This is a genomic window from Streptomyces specialis, from assembly GCF_001493375.1.
Taxonomy (GTDB): domain Bacteria; phylum Actinomycetota; class Actinomycetes; order Streptomycetales; family Streptomycetaceae; genus Streptomyces; species Streptomyces specialis.
The window spans coordinates 100680-125875 of the sequence record NZ_LN929757.1 but is presented as its reverse complement, the minus strand read 5'-3'; the positions used below and the strand labels follow the sequence as shown (position 1 = coordinate 125875).

24 protein-coding genes, 1 tRNA gene, 2 pseudogenes and 1 riboswitch are annotated in these 25196 nt (G+C 71.7%); of the genes and pseudogenes, 9 read left to right on the top strand and 18 right to left on the bottom strand.

The window, feature by feature from the left end; translation table 11 throughout:
* Window positions 1–303 precede the first annotated feature (303 nt).
* A pseudogene (locus tag BN2279_RS26975) lies at window positions 304–996 on the top strand (aminotransferase class V-fold PLP-dependent enzyme); the annotation flags it as partial.
* A gap of 262 nt (window positions 997–1258) precedes the next feature.
* Here BN2279_RS26975 and BN2279_RS01825 read toward each other — a convergent pair.
* Window positions 1259–2677: pseudogene (locus BN2279_RS01825) on the bottom strand (glycine hydroxymethyltransferase); the annotation flags it as partial.
* 22 nt (window positions 2678–2699) lie between these two features.
* A riboswitch (ZMP/ZTP riboswitch) is annotated at window positions 2700–2794 on the bottom strand.
* 114 nt (window positions 2795–2908) lie between these two features.
* On the opposite strand from BN2279_RS01825, the gene BN2279_RS01820 reads away from it, so the two are divergent.
* Window positions 2909–3130, top strand: coding sequence for a dodecin (locus BN2279_RS01820; protein WP_059005914.1), 222 nt, complete (start codon window positions 2909–2911; stop codon window positions 3128–3130).
* 20 nt (window positions 3131–3150) lie between these two features.
* Here BN2279_RS01820 and BN2279_RS01815 read toward each other — a convergent pair whose 3' ends face one another.
* The 9 genes from BN2279_RS01815 to BN2279_RS01775 form a co-directional block, all read right to left on the bottom strand.
* Entirely contained in the window at window positions 3151–3921 is a 771-nt protein-coding gene (locus tag BN2279_RS01815; RefSeq protein WP_059005913.1) for an enoyl-CoA hydratase/isomerase family protein, read from the bottom strand.
* Window positions 3922–3941: 20 nt separating this feature from the next.
* Complete coding sequence (locus BN2279_RS01810; RefSeq protein ID WP_059005912.1) at window positions 3942–5087, bottom strand: cytochrome P450; 1146 nt, start codon at window positions 5085–5087, stop codon at window positions 3942–3944.
* A gap of 459 nt (window positions 5088–5546) precedes the next feature.
* A complete protein-coding gene (locus BN2279_RS01805) occupies window positions 5547–6866 on the bottom strand; it encodes a cytochrome P450 (protein ID WP_234347285.1) in 1320 nt (439 codons plus the stop codon).
* A 9-nt stretch (window positions 6867–6875) separates the two neighbouring features.
* Complete coding sequence (locus BN2279_RS01800) at window positions 6876–7466, bottom strand: GTP-binding protein (protein WP_059005911.1); 591 nt, start codon at window positions 7464–7466, stop codon at window positions 6876–6878.
* Window positions 7441–7818 (bottom strand): DUF742 domain-containing protein, encoded by a 378-nt coding sequence (locus BN2279_RS01795; protein ID WP_059005910.1) that lies wholly within the window; start codon window positions 7816–7818, stop codon window positions 7441–7443. Before BN2279_RS01795 ends, BN2279_RS01800 begins: the two co-directional genes overlap by 26 nt.
* Entirely contained in the window at window positions 7815–8216 is a 402-nt protein-coding gene (locus tag BN2279_RS01790) for a roadblock/LC7 domain-containing protein (protein WP_059005909.1), read from the bottom strand. Before BN2279_RS01790 ends, BN2279_RS01795 begins: the two co-directional genes overlap by 4 nt.
* Entirely contained in the window at window positions 8213–9328 is a 1116-nt protein-coding gene (locus tag BN2279_RS01785) for an ATP-binding protein (protein ID WP_059005908.1), read from the bottom strand. The genes BN2279_RS01790 and BN2279_RS01785 overlap by 4 nt, the downstream gene beginning before the upstream one ends.
* A gap of 385 nt (window positions 9329–9713) precedes the next feature.
* Window positions 9714–10610 carry a carbohydrate kinase family protein gene (locus tag BN2279_RS01780; protein WP_059005907.1) on the bottom strand — a complete coding sequence of 299 codons (897 nt, stop codon included), beginning with the start codon at window positions 10608–10610 and terminating at the stop codon, window positions 9714–9716.
* 297 nt (window positions 10611–10907) lie between these two features.
* On the bottom strand, window positions 10908–11942 hold the full coding sequence (locus BN2279_RS01775; RefSeq protein WP_059005906.1) for a LacI family DNA-binding transcriptional regulator: 1035 nt from the start codon (window positions 11940–11942) through the stop codon (window positions 10908–10910).
* Between the two features lie 289 nt (window positions 11943–12231).
* On the opposite strand from BN2279_RS01775, the gene BN2279_RS01770 reads away from it, so the two are divergent.
* On the top strand, window positions 12232–12657 hold the full coding sequence (locus BN2279_RS01770; RefSeq protein ID WP_059006003.1) for a hypothetical protein: 426 nt from the start codon (window positions 12232–12234) through the stop codon (window positions 12655–12657).
* Window positions 12658–12668: 11 nt separating this feature from the next.
* On the opposite strand, the gene BN2279_RS01765 is transcribed toward BN2279_RS01770, so the two are convergent.
* Window positions 12669–13472 carry a helix-turn-helix domain-containing protein gene (locus BN2279_RS01765; RefSeq protein ID WP_059005905.1) on the bottom strand — a complete coding sequence of 268 codons (804 nt, stop codon included), beginning with the start codon at window positions 13470–13472 and terminating at the stop codon, window positions 12669–12671.
* Window positions 13473–13782: 310 nt separating this feature from the next.
* Here BN2279_RS01765 and BN2279_RS01760 point away from each other — a divergent pair, with 310 nt between their 5' ends.
* The gene (locus BN2279_RS01760) at window positions 13783–14604 is read left to right on the top strand and encodes an SAM-dependent methyltransferase (protein ID WP_059005904.1); all 822 of its coding nucleotides are present in this window, start codon (window positions 13783–13785) and stop codon (window positions 14602–14604) included.
* A 79-nt stretch (window positions 14605–14683) separates the two neighbouring features.
* On the opposite strand, the gene BN2279_RS01755 is transcribed toward BN2279_RS01760, so the two are convergent.
* Together BN2279_RS01755 and BN2279_RS01750 are read right to left on the bottom strand one after the other, a co-directional pair.
* Window positions 14684–15610 (bottom strand): helix-turn-helix domain-containing protein, encoded by a 927-nt coding sequence (locus BN2279_RS01755; RefSeq protein WP_059005903.1) that lies wholly within the window; start codon window positions 15608–15610, stop codon window positions 14684–14686.
* 90 nt (window positions 15611–15700) lie between these two features.
* Window positions 15701–15943 (bottom strand): DUF397 domain-containing protein, encoded by a 243-nt coding sequence (locus tag BN2279_RS01750; protein ID WP_059005902.1) that lies wholly within the window; start codon window positions 15941–15943, stop codon window positions 15701–15703.
* A 216-nt stretch (window positions 15944–16159) separates the two neighbouring features.
* Here BN2279_RS01750 and BN2279_RS01745 point away from each other — a divergent pair, with 216 nt between their 5' ends.
* A complete protein-coding gene (locus BN2279_RS01745) occupies window positions 16160–16801 on the top strand; it encodes an ATP-binding protein (RefSeq protein WP_059005901.1) in 642 nt (213 codons plus the stop codon).
* On the opposite strand, the gene pdxR is transcribed toward BN2279_RS01745, so the two are convergent.
* Window positions 16731–18155: a MocR-like pyridoxine biosynthesis transcription factor PdxR gene (pdxR, locus tag BN2279_RS01740; RefSeq protein WP_079031752.1), complete on the bottom strand. Its 1425-nt coding sequence runs from the start codon at window positions 18153–18155 to the stop codon at window positions 16731–16733. The genes BN2279_RS01745 and pdxR overlap by 71 nt on opposite strands.
* Before the next feature lie 149 nt (window positions 18156–18304).
* Here pdxR and BN2279_RS01735 point away from each other — a divergent pair, with 149 nt between their 5' ends.
* Together BN2279_RS01735 and BN2279_RS01730 are read left to right on the top strand one after the other, a co-directional pair.
* Window positions 18305–18781: a carboxymuconolactone decarboxylase family protein gene (locus BN2279_RS01735; protein WP_059005900.1), complete on the top strand. Its 477-nt coding sequence runs from the start codon at window positions 18305–18307 to the stop codon at window positions 18779–18781.
* 112 nt (window positions 18782–18893) lie between these two features.
* A tRNA-Leu gene (locus tag BN2279_RS01730) sits at window positions 18894–18981 on the top strand.
* Window positions 18982–19173: 192 nt separating this feature from the next.
* Here the strand turns inward: BN2279_RS01730 and BN2279_RS01725 are convergent.
* Complete coding sequence (locus BN2279_RS01725) at window positions 19174–19725, bottom strand: DapH/DapD/GlmU-related protein (RefSeq protein ID WP_059005899.1); 552 nt, start codon at window positions 19723–19725, stop codon at window positions 19174–19176.
* 278 nt (window positions 19726–20003) lie between these two features.
* Window positions 20004–20786 (bottom strand): DUF899 family protein, encoded by a 783-nt coding sequence (locus tag BN2279_RS01720; protein ID WP_059005898.1) that lies wholly within the window; start codon window positions 20784–20786, stop codon window positions 20004–20006.
* Between the two features lie 944 nt (window positions 20787–21730).
* Here BN2279_RS01720 and BN2279_RS01715 point away from each other — a divergent pair.
* A complete protein-coding gene (locus BN2279_RS01715) occupies window positions 21731–22636 on the top strand; it encodes an alpha/beta hydrolase family protein (protein ID WP_059005897.1) in 906 nt (301 codons plus the stop codon).
* Between the two features lie 49 nt (window positions 22637–22685).
* Here BN2279_RS01715 and BN2279_RS01710 read toward each other — a convergent pair whose 3' ends face one another.
* Complete coding sequence (locus tag BN2279_RS01710; RefSeq protein ID WP_059005896.1) at window positions 22686–23627, bottom strand: RNA polymerase sigma-70 factor; 942 nt, start codon at window positions 23625–23627, stop codon at window positions 22686–22688.
* Window positions 23628–23800: 173 nt separating this feature from the next.
* On the opposite strand from BN2279_RS01710, the gene BN2279_RS01705 reads away from it, so the two are divergent.
* The gene (locus BN2279_RS01705) at window positions 23801–24283 is read left to right on the top strand and encodes a carboxymuconolactone decarboxylase family protein (protein ID WP_059006002.1); all 483 of its coding nucleotides are present in this window, start codon (window positions 23801–23803) and stop codon (window positions 24281–24283) included.
* Between the two features lie 53 nt (window positions 24284–24336).
* Here the strand turns inward: BN2279_RS01705 and BN2279_RS01700 are convergent, their stop codons facing one another.
* Entirely contained in the window at window positions 24337–25182 is an 846-nt protein-coding gene (locus BN2279_RS01700; protein ID WP_059005895.1) for an NAD(P)-dependent oxidoreductase, read from the bottom strand.
* Window positions 25183–25196 lie beyond the last annotated feature (14 nt).

Here is a 25196-nt window from a genome sequence, read left to right as displayed (position 1 = left end):
GTCCGCCGGACCCCTGTCCCTTATACACCTCTGACGCTGCCGCCCACGAGTGCGTTCGAGCAGGCCGCCACCAACCGGGACCCCACTCACCCTCTGCGCCGGCGGCGTCGGATGGGTATAGGCGACAGGGGCGGTGCCACACTTGCGGCGAAGCCGTGGCGCCTCCGCGCCCGCAGGTGAGGAGCAGTCGTGGAACCTCTGGCCCCGGGGGAGTTCGCGCCCGAGACGGCGTACCTCAACACCGCCGCGCACGGCCTGCTGCCGGCCCGTGCGACGGCCGCCCTGCGCGCGGCCGTCACCGCGATGGGCGACGGGCGGATCGACACCGACGCGTACTTCGCCCAGGTGGAGGCGGCGCGGGCCGCGTTCGCGCGGGTGGCGGGCGTGGCGCCGGGGCGGGTGGCGATCGGCTCGGCGGTGGCCGTGCACACCGCCGTGATCGCCGCCTCGCTGCCGCCGGGCTCCGAAGTGCTGTACCCGCACCAGGAGTTCAGTTCGCTGGTGACGCCGTTCGCGCAGCGCGAGGGGGTGCGGCTGCGGGCGGTGGAGCTGACCGCGCTGGCCGGGGAGATCGGGCCGGGTACCACGCTGGTCGCGGTGTCCGCCGTGCAGTCGGTGGACGGACGGGTCGCGGACCTGGCGGCGATCCGGGCGGCGGCCCGGCGCCACGGGGCGCGGACGCTGGTGGACACCACGCACGCGACGGGCTGGCTGCCGCTGTCCTCCGGCGACTTCGACTTCACGGTGTGCGCGGGGTTCAAGTGGCTGCTGTGCCCGCGCGGCACCTCGTTCCTGACGGTGCCGGAGGACGGCGGCGGGCTCGTTCCGGTGCACGCGAGCTGGATGGCCGCCGAGGACCTGGCGGACAGCACCTATGGAGTGGTCGGTGAACTGGCCGGGGACGCGCGGCGGTTCGACGAGCCGCCCGGCTATCTGCCGTGGGTGGCGGCGGCGCGTTCGCTGGAGCTGGTCGAGGAAACGGGCCGGGCCGCGATGGCGGAGCACGGCCTGCGGCTGGCCCACCGTTTCCGGGACGGGCTGGCGGGGCTGGGGCTGGCGGCGGTCCCGGCGGACTCCCCCATCGTCGCGGTGCCGGGGCTGGGCGGCGCGGAGTCCGCGCTGCGCGAGGCCGGGGTCGTGGTGGCGGCGCGCGGGGGGAACCTGCGCGCCTCGTTGGGTGATACGGAGGGGACAGGAGGCGGAGGCGGCAGTGCGAGTCGGAAGGTCGATCAGGGCGGGCTACGCGCGGGCGGCCGGCGGAGCCGAGGAGCGCGGGTGCGCGGGCGGGGACGGAGGTGGCCACGCCGTCCTCCAGCGTGTAGGCCGCCTTGGACGGCTTGCCGTTCTTGGCGGTGCCCGGCTGGGTGCGGGACAGCACGGTGTCGATCAGCTCGGCGACCTCGTCCATCTCTGCGGTGCCCAGGCCGCGCGTGGTCAGCGCCGGGGTGCCGATGCGGATGCCGGAGGTGTACCAGGCGCCGTTGGGGTCCTGCGGGATGGCGTTGCGGTTGGTGACGATCCCGGCGTCCAGCAGGGCCGCCTCGGCCTGGCGGCCGGTGAGGCCGTAGCCGGAGACGTCGATGAGCGCCAGGTGGTTGTCGGTGCCGCCGGTGACCAGGCGGGCGCCGCGCCGCGTCAGGCCCTCGGCCACCGCCCGCGCGTTGTCCACGATGCGCTGGGCGTAGTCGCGGAAGGCGGGCTGCCTGGCCTCGGCCAGGGCGACGGCCTTGGCGGCCATCACGTGCGGCAGCGGGCCGCCGAGCACCATCGGGCAGCCCCGGTCGACCTGGTCGGCGAGCGAGTCGTCGCACAGCACCATGCCGCCGCGCGGGCCGCGCAGCGACTTGTGGGTGGTGGTGGTGACGATCTGGGCGTGCGGCACCGGATCGAAGTCGCCGGTGAGGACCTTGCCCGCGACCAGGCCGGCGAAGTGCGCCATGTCGACCATGAGCGTGGCGCCGACCTCGTCGGCGATCTCGCGCATGACACGGAAGTTGATCAGCCGCGGATAGGCCGAGTACCCGGCGATCAGGATGAGCGGGCGGAACTCGCGGGCGGCGGCGCGGACGGCGTCGTAGTCGACCAGGCCGGTCGCCGGGTCGGTGCCGTAGCTGCGCTGCTCGAACATCTTGCCCGAGATGTTGGGCCGGAAGCCGTGGGTGAGGTGGCCGCCCGCGTCCAGGGACATGCCCAGCATCCGCTGGCCGCCCAGGTCGCGGCGGAGCGCCGCCCAGTCCTCCTCGCTCAGCTCGTTGACCTGACGGGCGCCGGCGCGCTCCAGGGCCGGGCTCTCGACGCGCTGGGCGAGGACCGCCCAGAACGCGACGAGGTTGGCGTCGATGCCGGAGTGCGGCTGGACGTAGGCGTGCCGGGCGCCGAACAGCTCGCGGGCGTGCTCGGCGGCGATGGACTCGACGGTGTCGACATTGCGGCAGCCGGCGTAGAAACGGCGGCCTACGGTGCCCTCGGCGTACTTGTCGCTCATCCAGTTGCCCATGGCGAGCAGGACGGCGGGGGACGCGTAGTTCTCGCTGGCGATGAGCTTGAGGGACGCGCGCTGGTCCTCGACCTCGGCGGCGATGGCGTCGGCGATGCGCGGCTCGACGGAGCGGACGACGTCGAGTCCGCTGCGGAAGGCGGTGGATTCGGTGGTGCGCGCGGACGGTTCTGCGGTCACTTCGGGCCTCCTAGACGTGAGTCGCGACAGCCCAGGCGCACGGCTCCTCATCGCTCGGCGGCGGGCCGCTCCCCGATGGTTGGTCCCATCCTTCACGCGCCAGTCACGGCCCGGATCGAGCCTAGCATCGCCGTTCGGGCCCCCCGCGCCGTGCGCTCGCGGAATCCCGGCCCCTGGGGCACGGTGGATGTGCCCGTACCCACCGTGCCCCAGGCCATCGGGAGGCCCAGCATGAGCGACCACACCTACCGGGTGACCGAGATCGTCGGCTCCTCGCACGAGGGGATCGACGCCGCGATCCGCAACGCGATCGACCGGGCGTCGCGGACGCTGCGGCAGCTCGACTGGTTCGAGGTGACGCAGATCCGCGGCCACATCGTGGACGGTTCGGTCGAGCACTATCAGGTGGGGCTCAAGGTCGGCTTCCGTCTGGAGGACGGCGCCGACGGCTGAGCCCCGCCCCGGTCGCCGCGTCAGTCCCCGCCCCGCGGGTGGTACCGGGCGGCGAACGCCGACGCCAGTACCTCGCCCTCCAGCAGTGAGGCGTCCGCGAGCCGGGTGGCCGCGGTGTAGGCGTTGATCGCGGCCTTGGTCGTGCGCAGCGCCCCGGCCGGCCTGCGCACCATGGGTCTGACCCATTTCGCCACGGCGTCGTCGAGTTCGCTCTCCGGCACGACCCGGTGCAGTACGCCCAAATCGCGCGCTGTCGCCGCGTCGAAACTGTCCCCGGTGAGGATCAGTTCTCTTATCCGCGCGGCGCCCACCTCCTGGAGCAGCCGGGGCAGGGCGCCGCCCCAGGAGATGGGGATGCCCAGCGCCAGTTCCGGCATCCGGAAGCGGCAGTCGTCCGACCCGACGCGCAGGTCGCAGAAGACGGTGAACGCCAGCCCGGCGCCGATCGCCCGGCCGTGGACCCGGGCGACGGTGACGACGTCGCTCATGGCCATGGCCTCGCAGACCTGGCGGGCCTTGGCTCCCATGATCGCGATGCGGGACCCGCTGGGGTCCTCGGCGACGAGCCGGTCGTACTCCTTGCGGTCCACGCCGAGGCAGAAGTCGTCCCCGGCGCCGGAGAGGACGAGCACGCGGACCGACGGGTCGTCGCGGACCGCGGAGAAGACGGCGAGCAGGCCGTCGAGGAGGGGCTCGTTGACGAGGTTGCCGTTCTCCGGGGTGTTGAGCCGGACATGCACGACGTGCTGTTCCTGGCGGACGTCGAGAACCTGCTTGACGTTGTCGAACATGGGGGCTCGTTCCTCTTCCGTCAGTGGTCCACGACCTGGAGGGCGGTGAGGCGGCGGAACGCCACCCGGGGCTCCCACACCGGTGGGACGCTGACGCGCAGGGTCGGGAACCGCCGCAGGATTCCCTCCAGCAGCGCATGGGCCTGGAGCCGGGCGAGCCCCGCTCCGATGCAGTAGTGGATGCCGCCGCCGAACGCGAGGTGGGACAGATGGCGGCCCGGCCGCCGGATGTCGAAGACCTCCGGGTCGGTGGTCCGGGCGGGGTCGTGATTCGCGGAGGCGATCAGGGTGTGCACCAACTGGTCCTTGGCGATGGGCACTCCGGCCAGGACGGTGTCCTCGGCGGCGGCCCGGGTGGTCAGGTGGACCGGGGCGTCGTAGCGCAGGAGTTCCTCCACGGCGCCCGGCACCTCCTGGGGGTTGGAGCGCAGCCAGTTGAGCTGGTCGGGGTGCTGGTCGAGGGTCCACACCATGCCCGACAGGAAGGTGGAGCTGGTCTCCAGAGCGGCGATGACGAGGAACATCGTGAGGAGGTACACCGCTTCGTCGGCGGCGTCCTGGTCGCCGTCCTCCAGTTCGTCCCAGGTCCGCAGCCAGCCGGAGACGATGTCGTCGCCGGGGCTGGCGCGGCGCTCGCGGACCAGGGCGCCGAAGTAGTCGCGCAGGCCGAGGGTCGCGGCGTTGGAGCGGGCTATCTGGCTGGCGGAGGGGAGCAACTCCTGCGCGTAGCCCTGCTCGTGGGCCAGGTGGCGCAGCAACGGGTAGTCGGCTCGGGGGAGATCGAGCCACAGTCCCATCGAGGCGACCGGCAGTTCCTCGCCGACGAGGTCGGCGAAGTCGGCCTCGCCGTCGCGCATCCGCACGGCCAGCTCGTCGAGGAGCCGGTCGACGGTCCGGGTGATCGGGTCGCGGAGCCGGGAGAGGGTGGCGCGGTCGAAGATGTGGCCGACGGACCGGCGGAACCGGGTGTGGTGGGGCGGGTTGAGTCCCTGGAGGGCCCGGCCCAGCTCACGCGAAGCGGGCGCCGCCCAGCGATTTCCATCGCCTTGGCGCGCCCGCCATTCGCCGTCGAGTGCCAGCCAGGTCTTGCTACGGAGCACGTGGTCGCAGACGTCGTACGTGGTGAGGAGGAAAGCACCCCAGGGTGCGGCGACGACATCCCCCATCTCGCGAAGCTCGGTGTAGATCGGGTAGGGATTCGCCTGTCCTCGCGGCGAGCGCAGATACGAGATCCGGGAGAGAACCGAACGTGGATTGATTGCTGTGTCAGCAGCGGATTCCACGAGATACCCCTTCATGCCCACTAGGCCAACCGTATGGATTCACGCCTGTCACCGGCATATTCCGGCCACGGGCGTGAATCCGTATACGACTACCCGTATAACTAAATACTCATACATATACCTCCTACATATGCCAAGTTGTTACCTGCGTTACACACGCCACCAGTCGAGGAACGAACTCCACCACTTGCCCTTCTCGGGCTTGGCCTGCGTCGCCTGGGGCCGGGCGGCCGGCGCGGCGCCCACCGTCGGGGGGTTCTTCGGGCCCCACCGGACGCGGCAGACGAGGAGGATCGGGAAGGCACGCGGTGAGCGCGGTGTTTTACTATGATAACACAGCAGCTACGTTCTCGCCTCTCTCGCTTCGTCGGGGGCGTCAGATGGGTGTAGGAGACAGGGGGTGAACCGGGCGGGCAGGGAGGCCAGGGCCCGGTGGAACGGTCCGGGCCGCCAGACCAGGCTGTCGACGGGGACGGCCAGTTCGATGTCCGGGAGCTGGTTGAGCAGCTTCTCGATGGCGATCACCGCGATGAGCTGCGCCGGGTCCTTGGCGGGGCACGCGTGCGGACCCGCGCTCCAGCCGAGGTGGGCGCGCTTGCTCAGGGTGTGCCGCGACGAGGGGAGCGCGGGGTCGGTGTTGGCGGCGGCGAAGCTGATCAGGACCAGCTCGCCGGCCTCCAGCGGGACGCCGAACAACTCGGTGTCCTGCACCGGGTAGTGCGGCGCGTAGTTGGCCATCGGCGGGGCGTCCCACAGCACTTCGTCCAGGGCGTCCTCGACCAGCAGGGAACCCCCGTACCGGCCACCGGAGAACCGCTCGTCGGACAGCACCAGACGCAGGCCGTTGGCGATGAGGTTGCGCTCCGGCTCGGTGCCCGCGCTGATCAGCATCACGAGCTGATGGATCATCTCCTCGTCCGTCAGCTTGGCCGAGTGCTGCATCAGCCACGAGGTGATGTCCTCGCCGGGGTGGGCGCGCTTGAGCGCGACCAGCTCCAGCAGGCCCTGCGTCAGCTCCTTGTTGGCGTTCTCCGCGTCGGCGTCGGCGTCGAAGATGCCGGAGGTGCCGTAGATCAGGCGGTCGCCGATCTCCGGGGGGCAGCCGAAGATCTCGTTGAACACCAGCAGCGGCAGCATCTTGGCGTAGTCGTGGAGCAGGTCCACCGTGCCGCGGTGGGCGAACTGGCCCACGAGATAGGTGGAGACGCGTTCGATGTGGCGGCTGAGCCGGTGCGTGTCGACGCGGGCGAGGCTGTCGGTCACGGCCTGGCGCAGCCGCATGTGCTCGGCGCCGTCGGTGAAGAGGCAGTTCGGCCGGTAACCCAGCATGGGCACCGCCGGGTTGTCCTCGCTGACGCGGCCCTCGTTGAAGTCGCGCCAGCGGCGGGCGTCCTTCGAGTACCGCTCGGGGTTCTGCAGGACGTGCAGGGCCGCCGTGTAGTCGGTGACCAGCATGGCCTGGACGCCCGGGGACAGCTCCACCGGGGCGGCCGGGCCGAACTGCCGCAGGTAGTCGTAGTAGGACTCCGGGCTCGCCGCGAACTCGGGGCCGTACAGCGGGACGGGCGCCTCGGTCTCCTGCTGGTCCTGGGCGTCCTCCCCGCTGTGCTGATGGGCGGGGCAACCGGGGGGTGGTGACGCGAAGTCCGGATGAGAGTTCATCGTGTTCTCCTATCGGGTGCGGCTCTGCAAATAGCGGACGAGGGCCATGAGCGCGTTCGCCGATGACCTCTCGTCGCGCGCGTCGCAGGTGACGATGGGAGTCTCGGGAAGCAGGTCGAGTGCTTCCCTCAGCTCCTCGTCGGCGCGGCTCGGCGTACCGTCGAACCGGTTGACGGCGATCGCGTAGGGAATTCCGTACTTCTCCACCAGATCCATGACGGCGAAGGATTCCCTGAGCCGCTGCGGGTCGACCAGGATCAGCGCCCCGAGGGCGCCTCGGGTCATGTCTTCCCACACCTGTACGAAACGCTGCTGGCCGGGGGTTCCGAAGAGATAGAGGACAAGCCTCTCGTTGAGCGTGAGCCGACCGAAGTCCATGGCGACGGTGGTCGTCGTCTTGCCCCTGATGCCCTTCAGATCGTCGACATCCGCCCCGGCCTGCGTCATCGTTTCCTCGGTGCGCAGCGGGGGGATCTCGGACAGCGTTCCGATGAAAGTCGTCTTCCCCACCGCGAAATGCCCGACGACGAGGATCTTCGCGGCGATCTGCACTTTCTCCGGCAGATGCACGTTGTCACCCAAAGCGCGCCTGGAGTCCATCCAGCACCTCCTGAAGAACCTGAATGTCGGCGAGCTGAGCCGGAGGTACCGGGGTACGGGTCTGGACATAACCGGCCTCCGCGAGATCGGAGAGCAGCACCTTGACGATGCCGATCGGCAGGCGCAGATGTCCCGCTATTTCGGCAACGGAAAGATAGCCTCCCTCGCACAGCTTGACGAGGCTGCGCTTCTCCGGGTCCAGCCGGTCCGTCCGCCTGTCTCCGGCGGACGCCGTGACCAGAGTGATCAGGTCGAACCGGTCGCGGTCGGGCAGACCACGGCCGTTGGTGATGACATAAGGCCGTACTAATTCCACGGACTCGGGCCCAAGCTCGTCATCGGGTGCTGTCATGCCTGAATACCAGTATTCTCACGGGGCGGGGTGGTCAGTGCCTTGCCAAGCTGTGCGACGAGTTGCTGCATCCGAAAAGTGATGTCGGCCATGTCGACGCGGGGGGACGCCGAGACCGCCAGGTACGCCCCTTCACCGGCGGAAATCAGGAACACCCATCCCCCGTCGAACTCGACCACGGTCTGGCGCCACTGCATCGCGGCGCCGCCGGCGAAACCGGCCACGGTGCGGCTCAGCGACTGCATGCCGCTCATCGCCGCGGCCACGGTGTCCGCCTCGTCCTTGTCGACGTCGTTGGAACGGGCCATGAGCAGACCGTCCGCCGACACCAGGATGGCGTGGCGCGCCTCCGGGACCTCGAGAGCGCTCTCCAGCATCCAGGACAGTTCGGTGTTCACGGGTTCTCGTACCCTTCCCTGCTCGGATCGGCGCTGCGGCCGGACTGCGTGCCGCGCTGGAAGGCGCCCATGATGGACGCGGTCTCCTCGCTGGACCGCACCGGACCCCTGTCCTCACCCGAACGGGTCTGCGGCACGATGGCGATGGCGCCTCTCCTGCGGCGTTTGGGCAGTCCCCCGGGCGTCGTGGCGTCCTCGTCGCCGTCCACCGGGGCGGCGGCGTCGGTCACGGTCGGGTTCTGCGGTTCGGGCATGCTGGTGAGCAGCTCCTGGGGAAGGAGGACCACGGCGCGCACCCCACCGTAGGGCGACGCCGAGTCCACAGAGACGCTGAAACCGTAGCGGGCGGCGAGCACGCCGATGACGGCGAAGCCGAACTGCGGCGGGTTGCCCAGCTCCGTGACGCCCACCGGGTGTTCGCCCGACAGCAGCCGGGAGGCCCTGGCCTTCTCTTCCTCGTTCATGCCGACGCCCGCGTCGTCGATGATCACGCAGACGCCCTTGGGGACGGTCCTGATGTTGATGTCGATCGTGGTCTCGGGCGCGGAGTAGCTGGTGGCGTTGTCCAGCAGCTCGGCCAGGACCAGGGCGACCGGCTCGACGACCTGGCTCACGATCGCGAAGTTCGTCTGCGAACGGATCTCGACGCGCGTGTAGTGGCGGATGCGGCCCTTGGCGCTGCGCGCGACGTCGTAGACGGAGGCGACGGCGCGCTGCCGTCCGAGCCAGCCGTCGCACAGCACGGCGACGGACTGCGCGCGCCGGCCGAACTGCGAGTTCATGTGGTCGATTTCGAGGAGGTCCTGAAGGATCTCCTGGTCCCCGTACTTCCCCTGAAGCTTGGAGATGACCAACTGCTGTTCGTTGGCCAGGCCCTGGAGGGTCCGCATGGCGGACTTCAGAGCGGTTTTCGTGGCCTCTTCGGCGCGGAGGCGGGCGTCCTCGACAGCCTCGTTGAAGGTGTTCTGCAGCTCCCGGTGGCGGTTTTCGAGCTCGCTATTCTGTCTCCGTAGCTTCGCGCTCGTCCTCCGCCCCCGATAAATAACCGATGCGGCCAGGGGAGTTCCGGCGACGAGGCCCCATAGGGCAGGATCCTGTAGGTATTGGGTCATGAGATTCTCTTCAAGCTAGACCGCCAGGTACTTGAATATGAGGGGGCCACGGCCGGCGGAACCGGCTCCCCCGCGCGGATCCGCCCTACCAACCGACCTGACGCGATGACGGGGCCCGCTCAGCCTGGGAGGATGACTTCGACCGCGCCGACGGCGACCGCCGCCAGCCGCCCCGCCGCTTCGGCTCCATATGCCCTACTGACGGCATGGTGCTCCTCGGTGAAACCCTCTCGGCTGCATTTACGAGTCGGCTGTTGGCCTTACGCGCTGTCAGCCCGTTTGGCAAGCCCGGCGATCGTATCATCAGAGCGGCGAACAACAACCTTCTCACGGGAGTCTGTTACGAGACCTGACCGCCCCTCACGGACGCCCCGTTTCCAGGCTGTTAAGGCTGGCTGAACGCCGTCAGTTCGGCCCTGGTCGGAGGGTCGGCGCCCACCCGCGTACAGGTGATGGCGGCGGCCGTCGCGCACCGCGTCAGCACGGCGGAGAGCGCCTCCCGTCCGGTGGGCGGACCGCCGTGCTCGGCTATCGCGTCCAGCAGCGCCGCCTGGAACGTGTCGCCCGCGCCGACGGTGTCCACCACCGCGATCCCCGGCGCCGGAACCCACACCTCGTCGCCGTCCCGGGTCACCGCGAACGCGCCCTTCCCGCCCAGCGTCACCACGACCAGCCCCGGTCCCGCGGCCAGCAACGCGCGGGCCGCGGCGGTCGGTTCCTGTCCGGGGTAGAGCCAGGCCAGGTCCTCGTCGCTGGCCTTCAGCACGTCCCCCGCCCCCGCCAGCCGCGCCGCCCCCGCGCGGTAGGCGTCCGGGTCGGGCTGGACGGCGGGGCGCACGTTGAGGTCGGCGGCGACCGCGCGGCCGGCCCGCCGCTGCTCGCCGCACAGTTCCAGCACCCGCGTCGCGCCCGGCTCCACGACGGCCGCCAGCGATCCGGTGTGCAGCACCGCGGTGTCCTCCGGAACCTCCAGCGCCCGCGGATCCCACGACGCGAGGAAGTCGTACGTCGCCGCGCCGTCCGGCCCGACGTACGCCAGCGCGACGATGGTGCGGCCCGGCCCGGCGGGCACCCGCCGCACGTCCACGCCGATGCCGTCGAGGTGGTCGCGCACCAGCTCACCGGGCGGATCGTCGCCCCAGGACGTCAGCAGGGTGACGGGCCGCTCCAGCCGGTGCAGGCCGACGGCCACGTTGGCCGGGCTGCCGCCGGGCGCCGCGTGCACCTCGCGGGCGCCCGCCCGCCACAGCAGATCGACCAGGGCCTCCCCCACGACGGTCACCCGCGTCCGGCGCGAACCCCGCGACTCCTGGGATTCCTGGGACTCTTGAGGTTCCTGGACATCGTGGAATTCCTGGGAATCGTGGGAAATCCGGGATTGCCGGGAGATGCGGGAATCCTGGGGAACCCGCGCTTCCCGGGAACGCTGTTGTTCCTGTGGGAACCGGGAGTTCTCCTGGGAATTCGTCGACTTCACGGGGCCTCCTCGCGCGTGTCCTCGGTGATCATCCTCGGTGAGCGGCCTTCCCGGCGCCACTTCCGGCGTCGGCACGTTGACGGCGGGGTGTTCGCGCATGGTTCATCCGTTCTCGTGCGGCGGGCCCACCGAGTCCCGCACGCGCAGCGGCATCGGGACACGGTGCACGGTGGCGTCGAGCGGGCCGGGGTCGAGGATCAACTCGACGGCGACCCGGCCGAGTTCGCTGTGCGGCAGGGCGATGGTGGTGAGCGGGGGGCGGAGCCAGGAGGCGAAGTCCTGGTCGTCGAACGAGACCACGGAGACGTCGTCGGGCACCCGCAGCCCCGCCTCGGCCAGCGCCTGGTACGCGCCGAACGAGACCCGGTCGGTGGCGCAGACCAGCGCGCCGGGCCGCCGCCCCCCGGCGAGCAGCGCGCGGACCTCCCGGTATCCGTCCGCCGCCTCCCACGCGCACTCGACCACGCCGTCCAGCGCGGCACCGCCCGCGCGGAGCGCCTCGTCGAGACCGCGTATCCGCTCGTTCCCGGCGAACCACCCGTCGGGCGTGGCCGGGAGGGCGTGACGGCCGCCGATCGACCAGATGCCCCGGGTGTGGCCCGCGCCGAGCAGCACCCGGGCGGCGGTCCGGCCCGCCTCGATCTCGTCGGGAACGACGGAGGGCGCGTTCCGGCCGGGCGCCAGGCAGTTGAGCAACACGACCCGCCCGCCGTCCAGTTCGGGCGGCGGATCGACGTGCCGGGTGAACATGGCCGCGTAGATCACCGCGTCCACCTGCCGGTCGAGCAGGGCGTTGACCAGACCGGACCCGGCCGCCGGGTCGCCGCCGGTCTCGGTGATGAACAGCAGGTGGTCACGGGCGCGGGCCGCCTCCAGGGCACCGCGGATGACCTCGCCCGCGTACGGGGTGGTGGTGATGGTGTCGGAGACCAGGCCGATGGTCCGGCTCGACCGGGTGCGGAGGCTGCGCGCGGTGACGTTCGGCCGGTATGCGAGGGCGCGGGCCGCCTCCAGGACACGCTGCCGCGCGGCGTCGGAGATCCGCATGTCGGTACGCCCGGCCAGCACGAACGACGCGGTCGTCGGCGAGACGCCCGCGCTGCGGGCGACATCGGCCATCGTGCCGCGGCGGGGCATGGTCGTTCTCCGGGCTGGGGCTAAATCGAATTAGCGGATCCCGCAGAGAATGCGGTGCCGCTCCCGGGATGTCAAGAGCCGGCGGAAGACCCGGCACCGCCGGGCGGCCCGGCGCCCCGCCGGCGGGCCGCATGACCTCCCACGTCATCGACGCGGCGGGGGACGCCGGGCGATGGTGGTCCCACGGAGAAACCCCCGTCCCCGCACGAAGCTGAGGAGCTGATGCTGTCTCTTTTTTATATCTCCGTGCCCACGGTCCAGGCCGCACATTGCTGAGGAGCTGATGACCATGTCCGCGCTGACCTTCCGGACCGCCACCCCGACCGCGTCCCCCGTCACCCCCCCGGTCCGGCTCCGTCGCTGGCTCGCCCTCGACGCCGTCGTCACCGGCGGCAACGCGCTCGCCTACCTGCTGGCCGCCGGCCCGGTCGGGCGGCTGCTGGGCCTGTCCACCGGGCTCATCGCGGGCGTCGGGGCGTTCCTGCTCGTCTTCGCCGGTGGCGTGGCGTGGCTGGCCACCCGGCCGGAGCCGCCGGTGCTGCCGGTGAAGCTGGTCATCGAAGCCAACGCCGCCTGGGTGGTGGCCAGTTCGGCCGCCCTGGCGCTGGGGCTCGGGCCGAGCACGGCGGGCGCGGTGTGGATCCCGGCGCAGGCGGCGGGGGTGGCCGCGTTCGCGGCCCTCCAGTACACCGCGCTGCGCGCCGACCGCGGCTAGGTCCCCGCGGCTCAGGCGAGGCGGCGCAGCAGGTCCGCGGTCTCCGGGTCGGCCGGGAGGAAAGCCTCCAGTGCCAGCTCGGAGACCGTCACGTCCGCCGGGGTGTTGAACGTCGCGATCGTCGACAGGAACGACAGCCGGTGTCCCTCCTGCTCGATGATCATCGGCAGGGCCAGCCTGCTGCTCTCCCCCGCCCGTTCCTCCCCGCCGGGCGGCAGCGGGTAGGCCGACACCTCCTCGTACAGCTCGCGCAGCGGCGCCGAACGCAGCAGCGCGAGCTGCCGGCGCATCTGGTCCAGCAGATGGCCGCGCCATTCACGGAAGTTGAGGATGCGCGGCGCCAGGCCCTCGGGGTGGAGCGTGATCCGCATGGCGTTGAGGGGCTGGGTGAGCAGCGTGGGCGGGACACCCCTGAGCATGGTCTCGATGCCCCGGTTGGCCGCCCACACCCGGTAGCAGCCGTCCACGACGAGCGCCGGGTACGGCTCGTACCCGGTCAGCAGCCGGTCCAGGCCGAGGCGCAGCACGTCGAGCGCGGGCGAGTCGAAGGGCGACTCGGGGTAGTGCGGGGCGTAACCGGCGGCGACGAGCAGCGCGTTCCGCTCCCGCACGGGAACGTCGAGGTGCTCGGCGAGGCGCAGCACCATCTCGCGGCTCGGCCGGGACTTGCCCGTCTCGATGAAGCTGATGTGCCGCGCGGATGAGTCGGCGCGCAGCGCGAGGTCGAGCTGGCTGACCCCGGTCCGCTGGCGCCACTCCCGCAGCAGCGGTCCGATGCCGGTGGCGGTCGGGGTCGCGGTGATCGCGGTGGTCATACGGTGAGCCTACCGCCGCGCCTCTGTTCCGCGAGGGGCGGTGCGCGCGCCCGCCGGTCCGGGCACTCCCCGGCGGGTGGACCGTTCTCCCAGGTCAGCGGCCGCCGGGAGGAGATCCGGCGGGCCGGCGCCGTCCCCGGGCCAGGGGCGGGCCGGGCGCTTTCCGGCCGGTGCGCGGTCGGGTCGCGGCCTCATCGTCCGTCACGTACGGTCGCTTCCAGCCAACAGACGTTCAACTACCGTCCCGCGTGGAAAGATTCGGCCCCGCAGGAGCCCGTTCGGGGAGCCGTCACAGGGAGAGAAGGGCAGCATGGCCGAGACCGGTGCCGAAAGCGGCGTCGCGCAGGACATCGACATCAATGTGCCGAGCGTGGCACGGATCTACGACTACGCGCTCGGCGGCAAGGACAACTACGCGGTGGACCGGGAGGCGCTGGCCAAGATCGAGGAGACGGCGCCGAGCACCCGGCCGCTGGCGATCAACAACCGTCGCTTCCTGCAACGCGTGGTGCGCGTACTGGCCCGGGACTACGGAATCCGGCAGTTCATCGACCACGGCTCAGGGCTGCCCACGCAGGACAACGTGCACCAGATCGCCCAGAGCGTCGACCCGGACGCCCGCGTGGTCTACATCGACAACGACCCCATCGTCCTCGCCCACGGGCGGGCGTTGCTGGAGGAGAACCGGAACACCGTCGTCATCCAGGCGGACTTCCGTGACACGGAGGGGATTTTCGGTCATCCCGAGGTGGAGCGGCTGATCGACTTCGACGAGCCGGTCGCGGCGCTGTTCGTCTCGGTGCTGCACTGCATCCCCGACTCCGACGACCCGGCGGGGCTGGTGCGGCGGGTCGCGGACCGGCTGGCGCCCGGCAGCTTCCTGGTGATCAACCAGCTCATCAGCGAGGACGCGGAACTGCGCGCGCGGATCACGGACTTCATGGATGTGAGCACGCGGGGGAACTGGGGCCGGGTGCGGCAGGCGCACGAAGTCCGGTCCTACTTCGAGGGGTTCGAGATCCTCGACCCCGGGCTGGTGGAGATCAGCACCTGGCGGCCGGACACCGAGCTGGGGCCGAAGCAACTGACCGACGAGTGGATCGAGTTCGGCGGCGTGGCCCGCAAGTACTGACCGCGCGGGGGCCGGTCCGGTGGCCCGGACCGGTCTCCCGGCCGGCTCCCCGGGCCGCCCGGGCCGTCCGGCGTCGCGGTCAGAGGGTGCGCTTGAGCCCTTCGAGGAACCGCAGACCGTCGAGGAACTCGGCGGTCTTGCCGTGCGGTTCGGCCGTGGCGCACAGGCTGTCCATGACGGCGAGGTAGTCCTCGACGTCATCGCGCTTGTCCAGGTAGAGCGCGCTGTTGAGCTGCTCCAGGTAGACGATGTCGGGAAGGTCCGGCTCCAGGAAACGCAGGATGGTGATCGGACCACCGGCGGCGGCCAGGCCACCGAGCCGGAACGGGGCTATCTGCAGGGTTATGTTGGGCCGTTCGGCCAGCTCGCGCAGCCGCCTGATCTGCGTCCGCATCGCCTCCGGGCCGCCGAGCGGGCGGCGCAGCGCGGCTTCGTCCACCACCGCCCACAGCTTGGGGGCGTGCGGCTTGTCCAGAAGCTGCTGGCGCTCCATCCGCAACTCGACGCGGCGGTCGACCTGCCGGTCGGTGGCGCGCGGGTTGCCCAGCCGGATGCAGGCGCGCGCGTAGTCAGGAGTCTGCAGGAGGCCCGGGATGAACTGCACCTCGTAGGTGCGGATCATCGAGGCGGCCTCCTCCAGACCGATCAGCGTCTCGAACCAGCTCGGCAGCACGTCGCTGTACCGCTGCCACCAGCCGGGCTTGCTCGCCTGCCGGGCGAGCGCGAGGAACTGCTCGCGCTGGGCCTCGTCGACCACGCCGTACAGCGTCAACAGGTCGGCGATGTCCCGTTCCTTGGCGCTCACCCGGCCGAGTTCGAGTCGGCTGATCTTGGCGTGGGAGCCCCGGATGGCGTCGCCCGCGGCTTCCCGGGTGATGCCGCAGCCCTCGCGCAGACGGCGCAGATGCGTGCCGAGCACGATCCGCAGAACCGTGGGTCCGCCCCTGGGGTGGGAGAGGAGATCCCGCACCGAGGAAGAGGCTCGACCTGCCTGAGCTGACGCCATGTGTGTCCCCTGAGTGTTGAAATCGCGCCCAAGTGTTGCACTGTTCGGGCGAGGCGTACAGTCGCCCCCGGGATACTCAGGGTGAATCAGTCAGTCGCGGCTGATGAGGTCGTCGAAGTCCCCGTCCTTGGCGCCGAGCACGAAGGCGGTCATCTCCGCACGGGTGTAGATGAGGGCGGGGCCCTGCGGGTCGCGGGAGTTGCGGACGGCGACGTCGCCGCCGGGCAGGCCCGCCACCTCGACACAGTTACCGTTGGGGTTGCTCCGGGCGCTCTTCCGCCAGGCTGCTCCGGGGATGCGGCCCGCGGGGACACCGTTCACGAACTCCGGCATGTCCACTCCTACTTCTGCTTCTGGTGCGCTGGCCACCCGATGTGGGGGGTGGTGGACGACTTCTGACCGAATACTGCCCCAGATCCGAGCGTTCTTGCATCTGTTCTTGCATTCGTTCTTTCAGGTGTACTTGCAGCGATACGCTCTGTCGACAAGGATGGACCTGACGGAGCCGCCGCCCAGGGACAGGCAGCCAGGATCGCCGCGGAGGTCGTGATGACAGCTCTCCCGTTCGCCGCCATGGCGCCGTATCAGGCGCCGGGGGATCGGGGTGGGACCGTTGACGCGGCGGGTTTCGCCACGTTCCCGCTGGCGGGATCGCCGGAGACGCCGTGCACCGCGCGCGGCATGACCCGTTCGACCCTGCTGGGCTGGGGGCTCGGGCACCTGACGGACGACGCCACCGTCATCGTCTCCGAATTAGTGACCAACGCCCTGCGGTACGGGCTGCCCACCGCGTCGAGCCCCCGCCCGCTGCCGCCGGCCACCGCCGAACAGCCCATCCTGCTCACCTTGTTGCACTGCGGCGGCTCCGTGCTGTGCGCGGTGTTCGATCCCGGGCACGAGGTCCCGCTGGTCAAGGAGCCCGACTACCTGGAGGAAACGGGTCGCGGGCTGCACATCCTGGAGTCCCTGGCCGAGAGTTGGGGCTGGACGACGCCCGACCGCCACGGCAAGGCCGTATGGGCGCTGCTGGCCGCCCCGGAGACCCGGGCCCCCGCCCACGGTGCTGGCTCCGGTCAGGACCGGGAGCCGCTGGCCCGGCTGCTCCTGCTGCTCGAACTGCTCAACGGGCCGTCGTGGTTGAAGGCCCTCGGCGCCTCGGCGGCGGCGAAGACGGCCACGACACGGCGCTGAGACGCGGCTCCGGGGGGCTTGTGGCCTCCGGTGCCGGCAGGACCCCGCACAGCGCGTCGAGGGCGGCGGCGAACCCGTGGTCGGGCGGGGAGCCGTAGCCGACGACGAGCCCGTCGGCGGGCGGGCAGGTGCTCGCCGGATGACGGTAACGGCCCAGCCCGTTGAGGCCGATGCCCCGCCGGGCCGCCTCCGCCACCACCCGTTCCTCCGTACCGGGCGGCAGCCGCACCACGGCGTGCAGCCCGGCCGCGATGCCCGAGACGCCCAGGTGCGGCGCCCGTTCGGCGAGCGTGGCGGCCAACTGGTCGCGGCGGCGCCGGTAGCGCTGACGCATCCGGCGCACATGGCGGTCGAAGCCGCCCGATTCGAGGAAGTCGGCCAGCGTGAGCTGATCCAGGCACCCCACGGTCAGCTCCCAGTTCCCCTTGACGGCGAGCACGTCGTCCACCAGCCGACCGGGCAGCACCATCCAGCCCAGCCGCATGCCCGGACTGAGGCTCTTGCTCAACGACCCGACGTACGCGACCCGTTCGGGGTCGAGCCCCTGCAACGCACCGACGGGATCACGGTCGAAGCGGAACTCGCCGTCGTAGTCGTCCTCCACCACCAGACCGCCGGTGGCCCGTGCCCAGTCCACGACCGCCGCCCGGCGGGCCGGGTGCAGGGGCGCTCCGGTCGGGAACTGGTGCGCCGGGGTCAGCAGCACCGACCGCGCACCCGTGGCGGGCAACTCCGCCACGTCCGCGCCGTGTTCGTCCACGGGCAGCGGCACCGTCCGCACCCCTTCCGCCGCCAGCAGCTCGTGGTGGAGGAAGAGCCCGTAGGACTCCACGGCCATCGCCGCCCGCCGCACGCGCGGCACGGCGGACAGCAGGCCCAACGCCTGGTGCGCACCCGAGCAGACGACGATCCGGTCGGCGTCGGCGACGACACCACGCGCCCTGGCCAGGTAGTCCGCCAGCGCCCGGCGCAACTCCGGCCGCCCGCGCGGGTCCTGGACGCCGAACGCGTCCCGGGGCGCGGCGACCAGGGCACGGCGGGCCGAGGCCAGCCAGGCGGCGCGCGGGAAGGTCCCGATGTCGGGGAACCCCGCCATCAGGTCGTGCGCGGGCCGCTCCTGCCCGGCGGCGGGCCCCCTCCCCCGCCCGGCCCGGCGCGGGGTGGCGGCGCGCGGCGCGACCCGGGTGCCGGAGCCCTGCCGCGCGACGAGCCAGCCCTCGGCGATCAGCTCGGCATAGGCGTCGGCGACGGTGGTGCGGGCGACGCCGAGGGCGGCCGCGAGCGACCGGGACGACGGCAGCCGCGCGCCGGGGGCGAGCCGCCCGCCGCGGATCGCGTCGCGCAGCGCCCGCATCAGCCCGGCCCGCAGGCCACCGGCCGCGGCCACATCGAGGTGCAGATCGAGGCCGGTGCGAACGGCTCCGGCGCCGGGGGAAGTGGCCCAGGATTCCACCGCGCAAGTGGACCACACAGCCGGTCCGCCCCGGCCCTAGGGTCGGTGCCATGAGCGCACACGACCACTCCCCCGCGACGTCCCCCAGAATGGATCTCTCCACCGCCGCCCCGGCCGTCTACCAGGCGATGCGCGCCCTCGACGCCGCCGCCCGCGCGGGTCTCGACCACGGCCTCACCCATCTGGTGAAGATCCGCGCCTCCCAGCTCAACCACTGCGCGTACTGCGTCGCCATGCACACCGGGGAAGCCCGCGCGGGCGGCGAGACCGAGGAGCGGATCTACCTGCTCAGCGCCTGGGAGGAGGCGACCGGCGCCTTCACGGAGCGCGAACGGGCCGCCCTGGCCCTCACCGAGGCGATCACCGTCCTGACCGACGGCTTCGTGCCGGACGCGGTGTACGAGCGGGCGGCGAAGCACTTCGCGGAGGAGGAACTGGCCCACCTGATCGCGGTGATCGTGACGATCAACTCGTGGAACCGCATCGCGGTGTCGACCCGGATGGTGCCCCAACTGCGCGGCAAGTAACGCTCGGCGCCCATTCGTTCACACTCCGATACGATGGTGAGAGCACCGCGCGAACCTTGATATGGTTACCCGTGTCGCGACGGCCCACCACAGCCGCGCAGGCGATCACCTCGTCCGGGTGGCGGAATGGCAGACGCGCTAGCTTGAGGTGCTAGTGCCCGTTTAAGGGCGTGGGGGTTCAAGTCCCCCCTCGGACACCACCAGTACACCCGCGCATGGTGCTGGCCGGAAATCGGCCGGCACCTTTCGCTTTTCCGGCATGGGCGGATCCGGCTCTGCCGCGACACGCGTGGCCGAAGGGGCGGCCGTGCCCCCGGAAAGCCCCGGGTGAGGGGCGTGAGGGCCCGGCCGTCCTGCCGTGTCCGTGTCGGTGTTGTCGGTCGTCCCGGGGTTCAGTCGTTCCATCGCTTGCGCGCGAAGGCGGCTGGTCCGGTCACCAGGGTGTTGGGGGGAACGTCCTTCGTGACGACGGCGCCGGCTCCGACCACGGCGCCGCGGCCGATCGTGACGCCGGGAAGGACGGTCACCGCCGCGCCGAGCCATGCGTCGGCCTCGATCGTGATGGCCGCCCGGGTGATGTACGCGCTGCGCTCGGAGGCCGGGAGCGGGTGGTCGGACGATATGAGATTGGTCTTCGGGCCGATCAGGACGCCGTCGCCCAGGTGGATGCCGCCCTGGTCCAGGAAGGTGCAGCCCTGGTTGACGAAGACGTGCTCGCCGAAGTCGATGCCGAGCCCGTGGTCGGTGTAGAAGGGCGTATAGACGGTGACGGTGTCGGGCACGTGCTTGCCGACGATCTCGGACAGCAGGGCCGCGCGGGCGGCCTTGTCGTCGAAGGGCAGAACGTTGAGCCGTGACGTGAGCGTGGTCACGTGCTCGATCCGCGCGGCCACCCGTGCGAACTCGGGTGTACGGACGTAAAGACGGTCGTGATCGGGCTGCATGGGGCTTCCTCACGAGGGGAGTTCGGACCGAAGCCGTCGGACGGCGCCCGCCGGGCACGGCAGTCGGTCAACCGGAGACCGACCGCGTCCATCGAAGCGATACGGGCCCGCCCGACGCGAACGACGCTCAGGGCATCCATGATCAGCACGCGGTGTCCGCGCGGAACGCGCGCAGGGACATCACGCCACGCGCGCCTTCGCCGCCGTCGCGGACGCGGGACGGTTCTGGAGGGCGCCGCCCGCCGTGGTCTCCCGGGTGGGGGCTTTCGGCCGCTGGGTCAGTGGTGGTGGCCTCGTCGGCCGAGGGTGTGCACGGGCGTCGCGCCGGGGCGGGTCCATTGCGGTACGGGGCGGCTGGTCGGGCCCCAGGTGGCGTTCCCGTCCGCGTCCGAGCGCCAGGACCAGCACGACTCGCGTCCCTCGGGCCAGCCCTCGGGCTTGTCCTCCCACGCCTCGCCGCGGCCGTAGGGCGTCATGTCGAGCAGGCCCAGGGACCCGTTGACCACCTCGTTGCCGCGGGCCGTCGTGGAGTACGTGAGGAACGTCCGGTCGCCCTCGCGCAGGAAACAGGTGAGGTACCCCATGGCGCCGCCGACCGGCGCCGCCACGTCGCGCACCGAGTACCACGGCTGGGTGTAGCCCATGAACCCGACGTAGGACGCCACCTCGTCCCACCGGCCGGTGGTCAGGATGGCGAACGAGACGCCGCGGGCGTTGAGATAGACGGCGTCCTTCAGGTGCCAGGCCGTGGTGGTGCAGCCCTCGCACTGTCCCTGGTGCGGCGCGCCGTCGTACCACATGTGCTTGTACACCACGAGTTCGTCCCGGCCCTGGAACAGGTCCAGGAACGGGACCGGGCCGTCCGGCCCGACGACCTCGACCGTGCCGTCCAGCTCCACCATCGGCAGCCGGCGGCGGGCCGCGGCCAGGGCGTCGCCCTCCCGGGTGTGGGCCTTCTCCCGGACCAGCAGCTCGTCGCGGGCGGCCTGCCGGGGCGCCAGGTCGACGACGGGCGGCCGGCCGGGCAGCGCGGGGGTCGGGTGGTCCGGGGTGGTCGTCATGGGGTCCTCCGTGAGGTCTCGTACCGGGCAGCGCCCGGTGACCGTCCACGACGGTCACCGGAAGAGACTCGCGCCCCGGCCGGAACTCATCGCGGCGCGGGCGCCCGGTGCGCGGCGGGAGCGTGGCGCTTGCCACCGGCCGGGGCGAGATAGATACGGATCTGACAAATCCGCGGCCGGGGCGAGGAGGTCGCTGCCCGACGGCGACCCCGGGCCGGACCGGGCGGCGAGGCCGGCGGGCTCCGGCGGATTTTCCCTGGGTCCGCTGTCAGTCGGTTGTCATCCATCTGAGCAAGCGGAGAGATGGCGGGGAGTTCTCCCCAGCTCGGCATTGTCGAACGCCGAAGGAGGCTTGTACCGTCCGAGTCGCTCGAATTGTCAAGGACAAGAGAGTGCCCGACCCGGCCCGAAGTCAACGGAGATCTTCGCCATGAAAGCGCCGCGCGCCGCCGCCCTTGGGCGCCGCCCTCACGGTGGCCCCCGCCACGGGGGACCCGCGCCGCGCCGGATCGGCGGATCACCCGCGGGCCGCTCCGGGACATCGCCGCGCGCACTCACCCCGGAGCGCCGTGCGAACGCCCGGCACACCGCGCGGCTCACCCTCGGGCGCGCTCCCACGGCGGTCCCGCCCCACACCACCCGGCACCCCGGCTGAGCGGTCGGCGCGCTCCCGCGTCTCTCTCTTGTACACAACTGACGCTGCCGACGCAGAGGAACATCGGAGGCTACGAAGGGGCTGCATGCTGCATTTGGATCTTCTGTGAGATTCGTACCGTCATGTTGTTTTACTGCTGCGTCGCGGCGCCAGAACTGCGCCCCCCCCCCCCTTCGCCGGCGGCGCTAGTTGTGTATAGGAGACGCCCCCACCCGGCACCCCGGCTGAGCGGTCGGCGCGCTCCAGCGTCCCCCTTCCCCGTCCCACCGTCACCCAGGAGTCGTGTCCCATGAAACACCGACCCCGCCGCGTCCGCGGTCTGCGCCTGAAGCTGGCGCTGGCCGGGATCGTCGCCGGTACCGTGCTGTTCGGCTCCGGAGCCCTCCCCGACACCGCCTCGACCGCCTCGGCGGCCGAGCAGGAGTACCGGCGCGGCCCCGCCCCCACTCTGGCGAGCCTCCAGGCCGAGAAGGGCCCCTTCGCCTACAAGACGGCCACCGTGCCCAGCCAGTCGGGCTTCGGCGGCGGCACCATCTACTACCCGACCGACACCAGCCAGGGAACGTTCGGCGCCGTCGCCATCGCGCCCGGCTTCACCGAGTCCCAGTCGGCCGTCGCCTGGTTCGGGAGCAAGCTCGCCTCCAACGGCTTCGTGGTCTTCACCATCAACGTGAAGAACACCTGGCTCGACCAGCCCGACTACCGCGGCCTCCAGTTGCTCTCCGCGCTGGACTACCTGACCAAGAACAGCGTCGTCCGCGACCAGATCGACCCCAACCGCCTGGCCGTCGCCGGGCACTCCATGGGCGGCGGCGGCGCGCTGAGCGCGGCGAACGCCCGGCCGAGCATCCAGGCGGCCGTTCCGCTCACCCCGTGGCACACCGACAAGACCTGGGAGAACCTGCGCGTCCCCACGCTGATCGTCGGGGCCGAGAACGACGGCATCGCGTCCGTCTCCCGCCACGCCGAGCCGCTCTACGAGTCGCTCACGTCGGCGCCCGAGCGGGCGTACCTGGAGCTGAACGACGCCGGCCACATGGTCTCGAACAGCTACAACACCACCATAGGCCAGTACACCCTGGCCTGGCTCAAGCGCTATGTCGACAACGACACCCGCTATGAGCAGTTCCTGTGCCCGCCGCCCTCGGCGAGCACGCTGATCTCCGAGTACCGGTCGAGCTGCCCCGGCTCCTGACCCATGGCATGTCCGTCCCCGCCGCCCGGTGCGGCGGGGACGGACGTGTTCAGCGGCGCAGCGTGGTCTCGCGCCGCATGTGCGACAGCTTCTCGGGGTTGCGCACGGCGTAGAGCCCGGTGATGAGGCCGTCGTCGATACGTACCGCCACGACGGTGTCGATCGCGCCGCCGAGCCGGAGGACCAGCGCCGGGCAGCCGTTGACCTGCGCGGGCCGCAGCGACGCGACGGCGGCGATCCTGCCCAGCCCGGCGACCAGCAGGCGGGCCACCTTGTCGGCGCCCACGATCGGGCGCGGGACGGCCTGGACGACTCCGCCGCCGTCGCCCGTGAGAACGACATCCGGCGCCAGGATGTCGAGCAGGCCCTGAAGGTCGCCGGTTTCGACGGCCCGCCGGAACGCGTCGAGCGCGTCGCGGGTCTCGGCCGGGGAGACGACGCCGCGCGGGCGGCGCGCGGCGACGTGCGTCCGGGCCCGGTGCGCGATCTGGCGGACCGCGGCGGGGCTCTTGTCGACGGCCTCGGCGATCTCGTCGTATCCGAGGTCGAACACCTCGCGCAGCACGAACACCGCCCGCTCGGTCGGGGCGAGGGTCTCCAGCACCAGCAGCATCGCCATCGAGACACTGTCGGCCAGTTCGACGTCCTCGGCGACGTCGGGCGCGGTGAGCAGCGGCTCGGGCAGCCAGGGACCGACGTAGGACTCCTTGCGGCGGCCGAGCGCGCGCAGCCGGCTCAGCGCCTGGCGGGTGGTGATCCTGACCAGATACGCGCGCCGGTCCCGTACCGTGCCGAGATCGACGGCCGCCCACCGCAGCCACGTCTCCTGGAGGACGTCCTCCGCGTCGGCGGCCGAGCCGAGCAACTCGTAGGCGACGGTGAACAGCAGGTTGCGGTGGGCGACGAACGCCTCGGTGGCGGGGTCCGCGCGTCCCTCGCCGGCGGGCCGTCCGGCCGTGTCCTGGGGGTGCTCGCCGCTTCCGCTCGTCACCGGCCGCTCCTGCCTGTTCGTTCCCGTGGGTGCCACGCCCACAAGACGCCGGCCGGCGCGGCTCCGTGACACCCGTGACCGGTGGCGCTCGTCACAGGACCGCGCCGTCACAGGGGGCGGGCGGGCGGCGTCTGGTGTTCGTCCGGTACGACACCACGAGTGAGGACAAGGCCATGGACACCCGATTCAACCTGTTCGAGAACGAGATCGCCGCCAAGTTCGCCAAGCGGTTCGCCAACGCCGGCTTGGTGGTGCACCAGTCGCCGCTGCCGAGGTCCACGCAGGAGCTGGTGTCGCTGCGCGCCAGCCAGATCAACGGCTGCGGCTGGTGCATCGACATGCACACCAAGGAGGCCGAGGCCGCCGGTGAGACCGCGGTCCGGCTCCATCTGGTCGCCGCGTGGCGGGAGTCGACCGTGTTCACCGACGCCGAACGGGCCGCGCTGGCGCTCGCCGAGGAGGGCACCCGTCTCGCCGACGCCCACGACGGCGTGTCCGACGAGACCTGGGCCCGGGTGCGCGAGCACTACGACGACGACCAGATCGCCGCGCTGGTCGCCCTGGTCGCCCTGATCAACGCGGCCAACCGGCTCGCCGTGATCGTGCACCAGCGGGGAGGCTCCTACGAGCCCGGCATGTTCGCCGCGCTGACCTGACCGGCGGACGCGTTCCGGCCCGGCCCGGCCGCGCGCCGGGACCGGCGCCGGGGCTACGGCGCGGCGAGCCGTCCGAACCCCTCCGGCCCGTGCCCGGCGTCGATCGCCCGGCGCACCTCGGCCCGGGCGGCGGCGAGGACGCCGTTGTCGAGGCCGTTCGCCCGGATGGTGCTCAGGACGTGGTCCATGGCCGCCGCCGCGGAGGTGAGCGTGGCCGCGTCTCCGGGGAAGCGCCCGTCGGTGACCTGCCCGGCGACCTGGTCGGTCAGGTCCGGCAGGAAACCGAGCATCGCCTTCGCGTGCCCGGCGATGTCGGTCGCGCCGATGTTCTCGGCGGCGGCGAGCCTGAACATGTGCGTCACGCCGCTCATCGCCGTCCAGAACAGGTCCTGGAGGGCGGCGTCGAACGCGGCGGCCCGGCCGGGGTCCGCCCCGACGTGGTACGCGTTCCCGCCGAGCGCGGCCAGCGCGGACCGGTGGGTCTCGTAGAGGTCGCCCGGCCCGCTGTAGAACAGCGCCGCCCCGGGGCCGCCGATGGCGTCGGGGGTGGCCATGATCACGCCGTCGAGGTAGTCGACGCCGTGCTCGCCGGCCCAGGCGGCCATCGCGCGGGCCTGCCGCGGCGAGCCGCCGCTGAGGTTCACCAGGGTGCGGCCCCGGAGCGCGCCGGTGTCGAGGACCGACCGCGCCACCTCGTAGTCCCGTACGCACACGATGACGAGCGAGCCGGCCGCGATCGCCTCGGCGGCGGTACCGGCGACCGTGGCGGCGGTGTCGGCGAGGCATTTCCCCTTTCCCGGGGTGCGGTTCCACACGGTGGTGGGGTGGTCGGCGGCGGCGAACGCGGTGGCCAGGGCACGCCCCATGGGGCCGAGTCCGAGGACGGTCACGGAGGTCATGCCGGTTAAGCTAA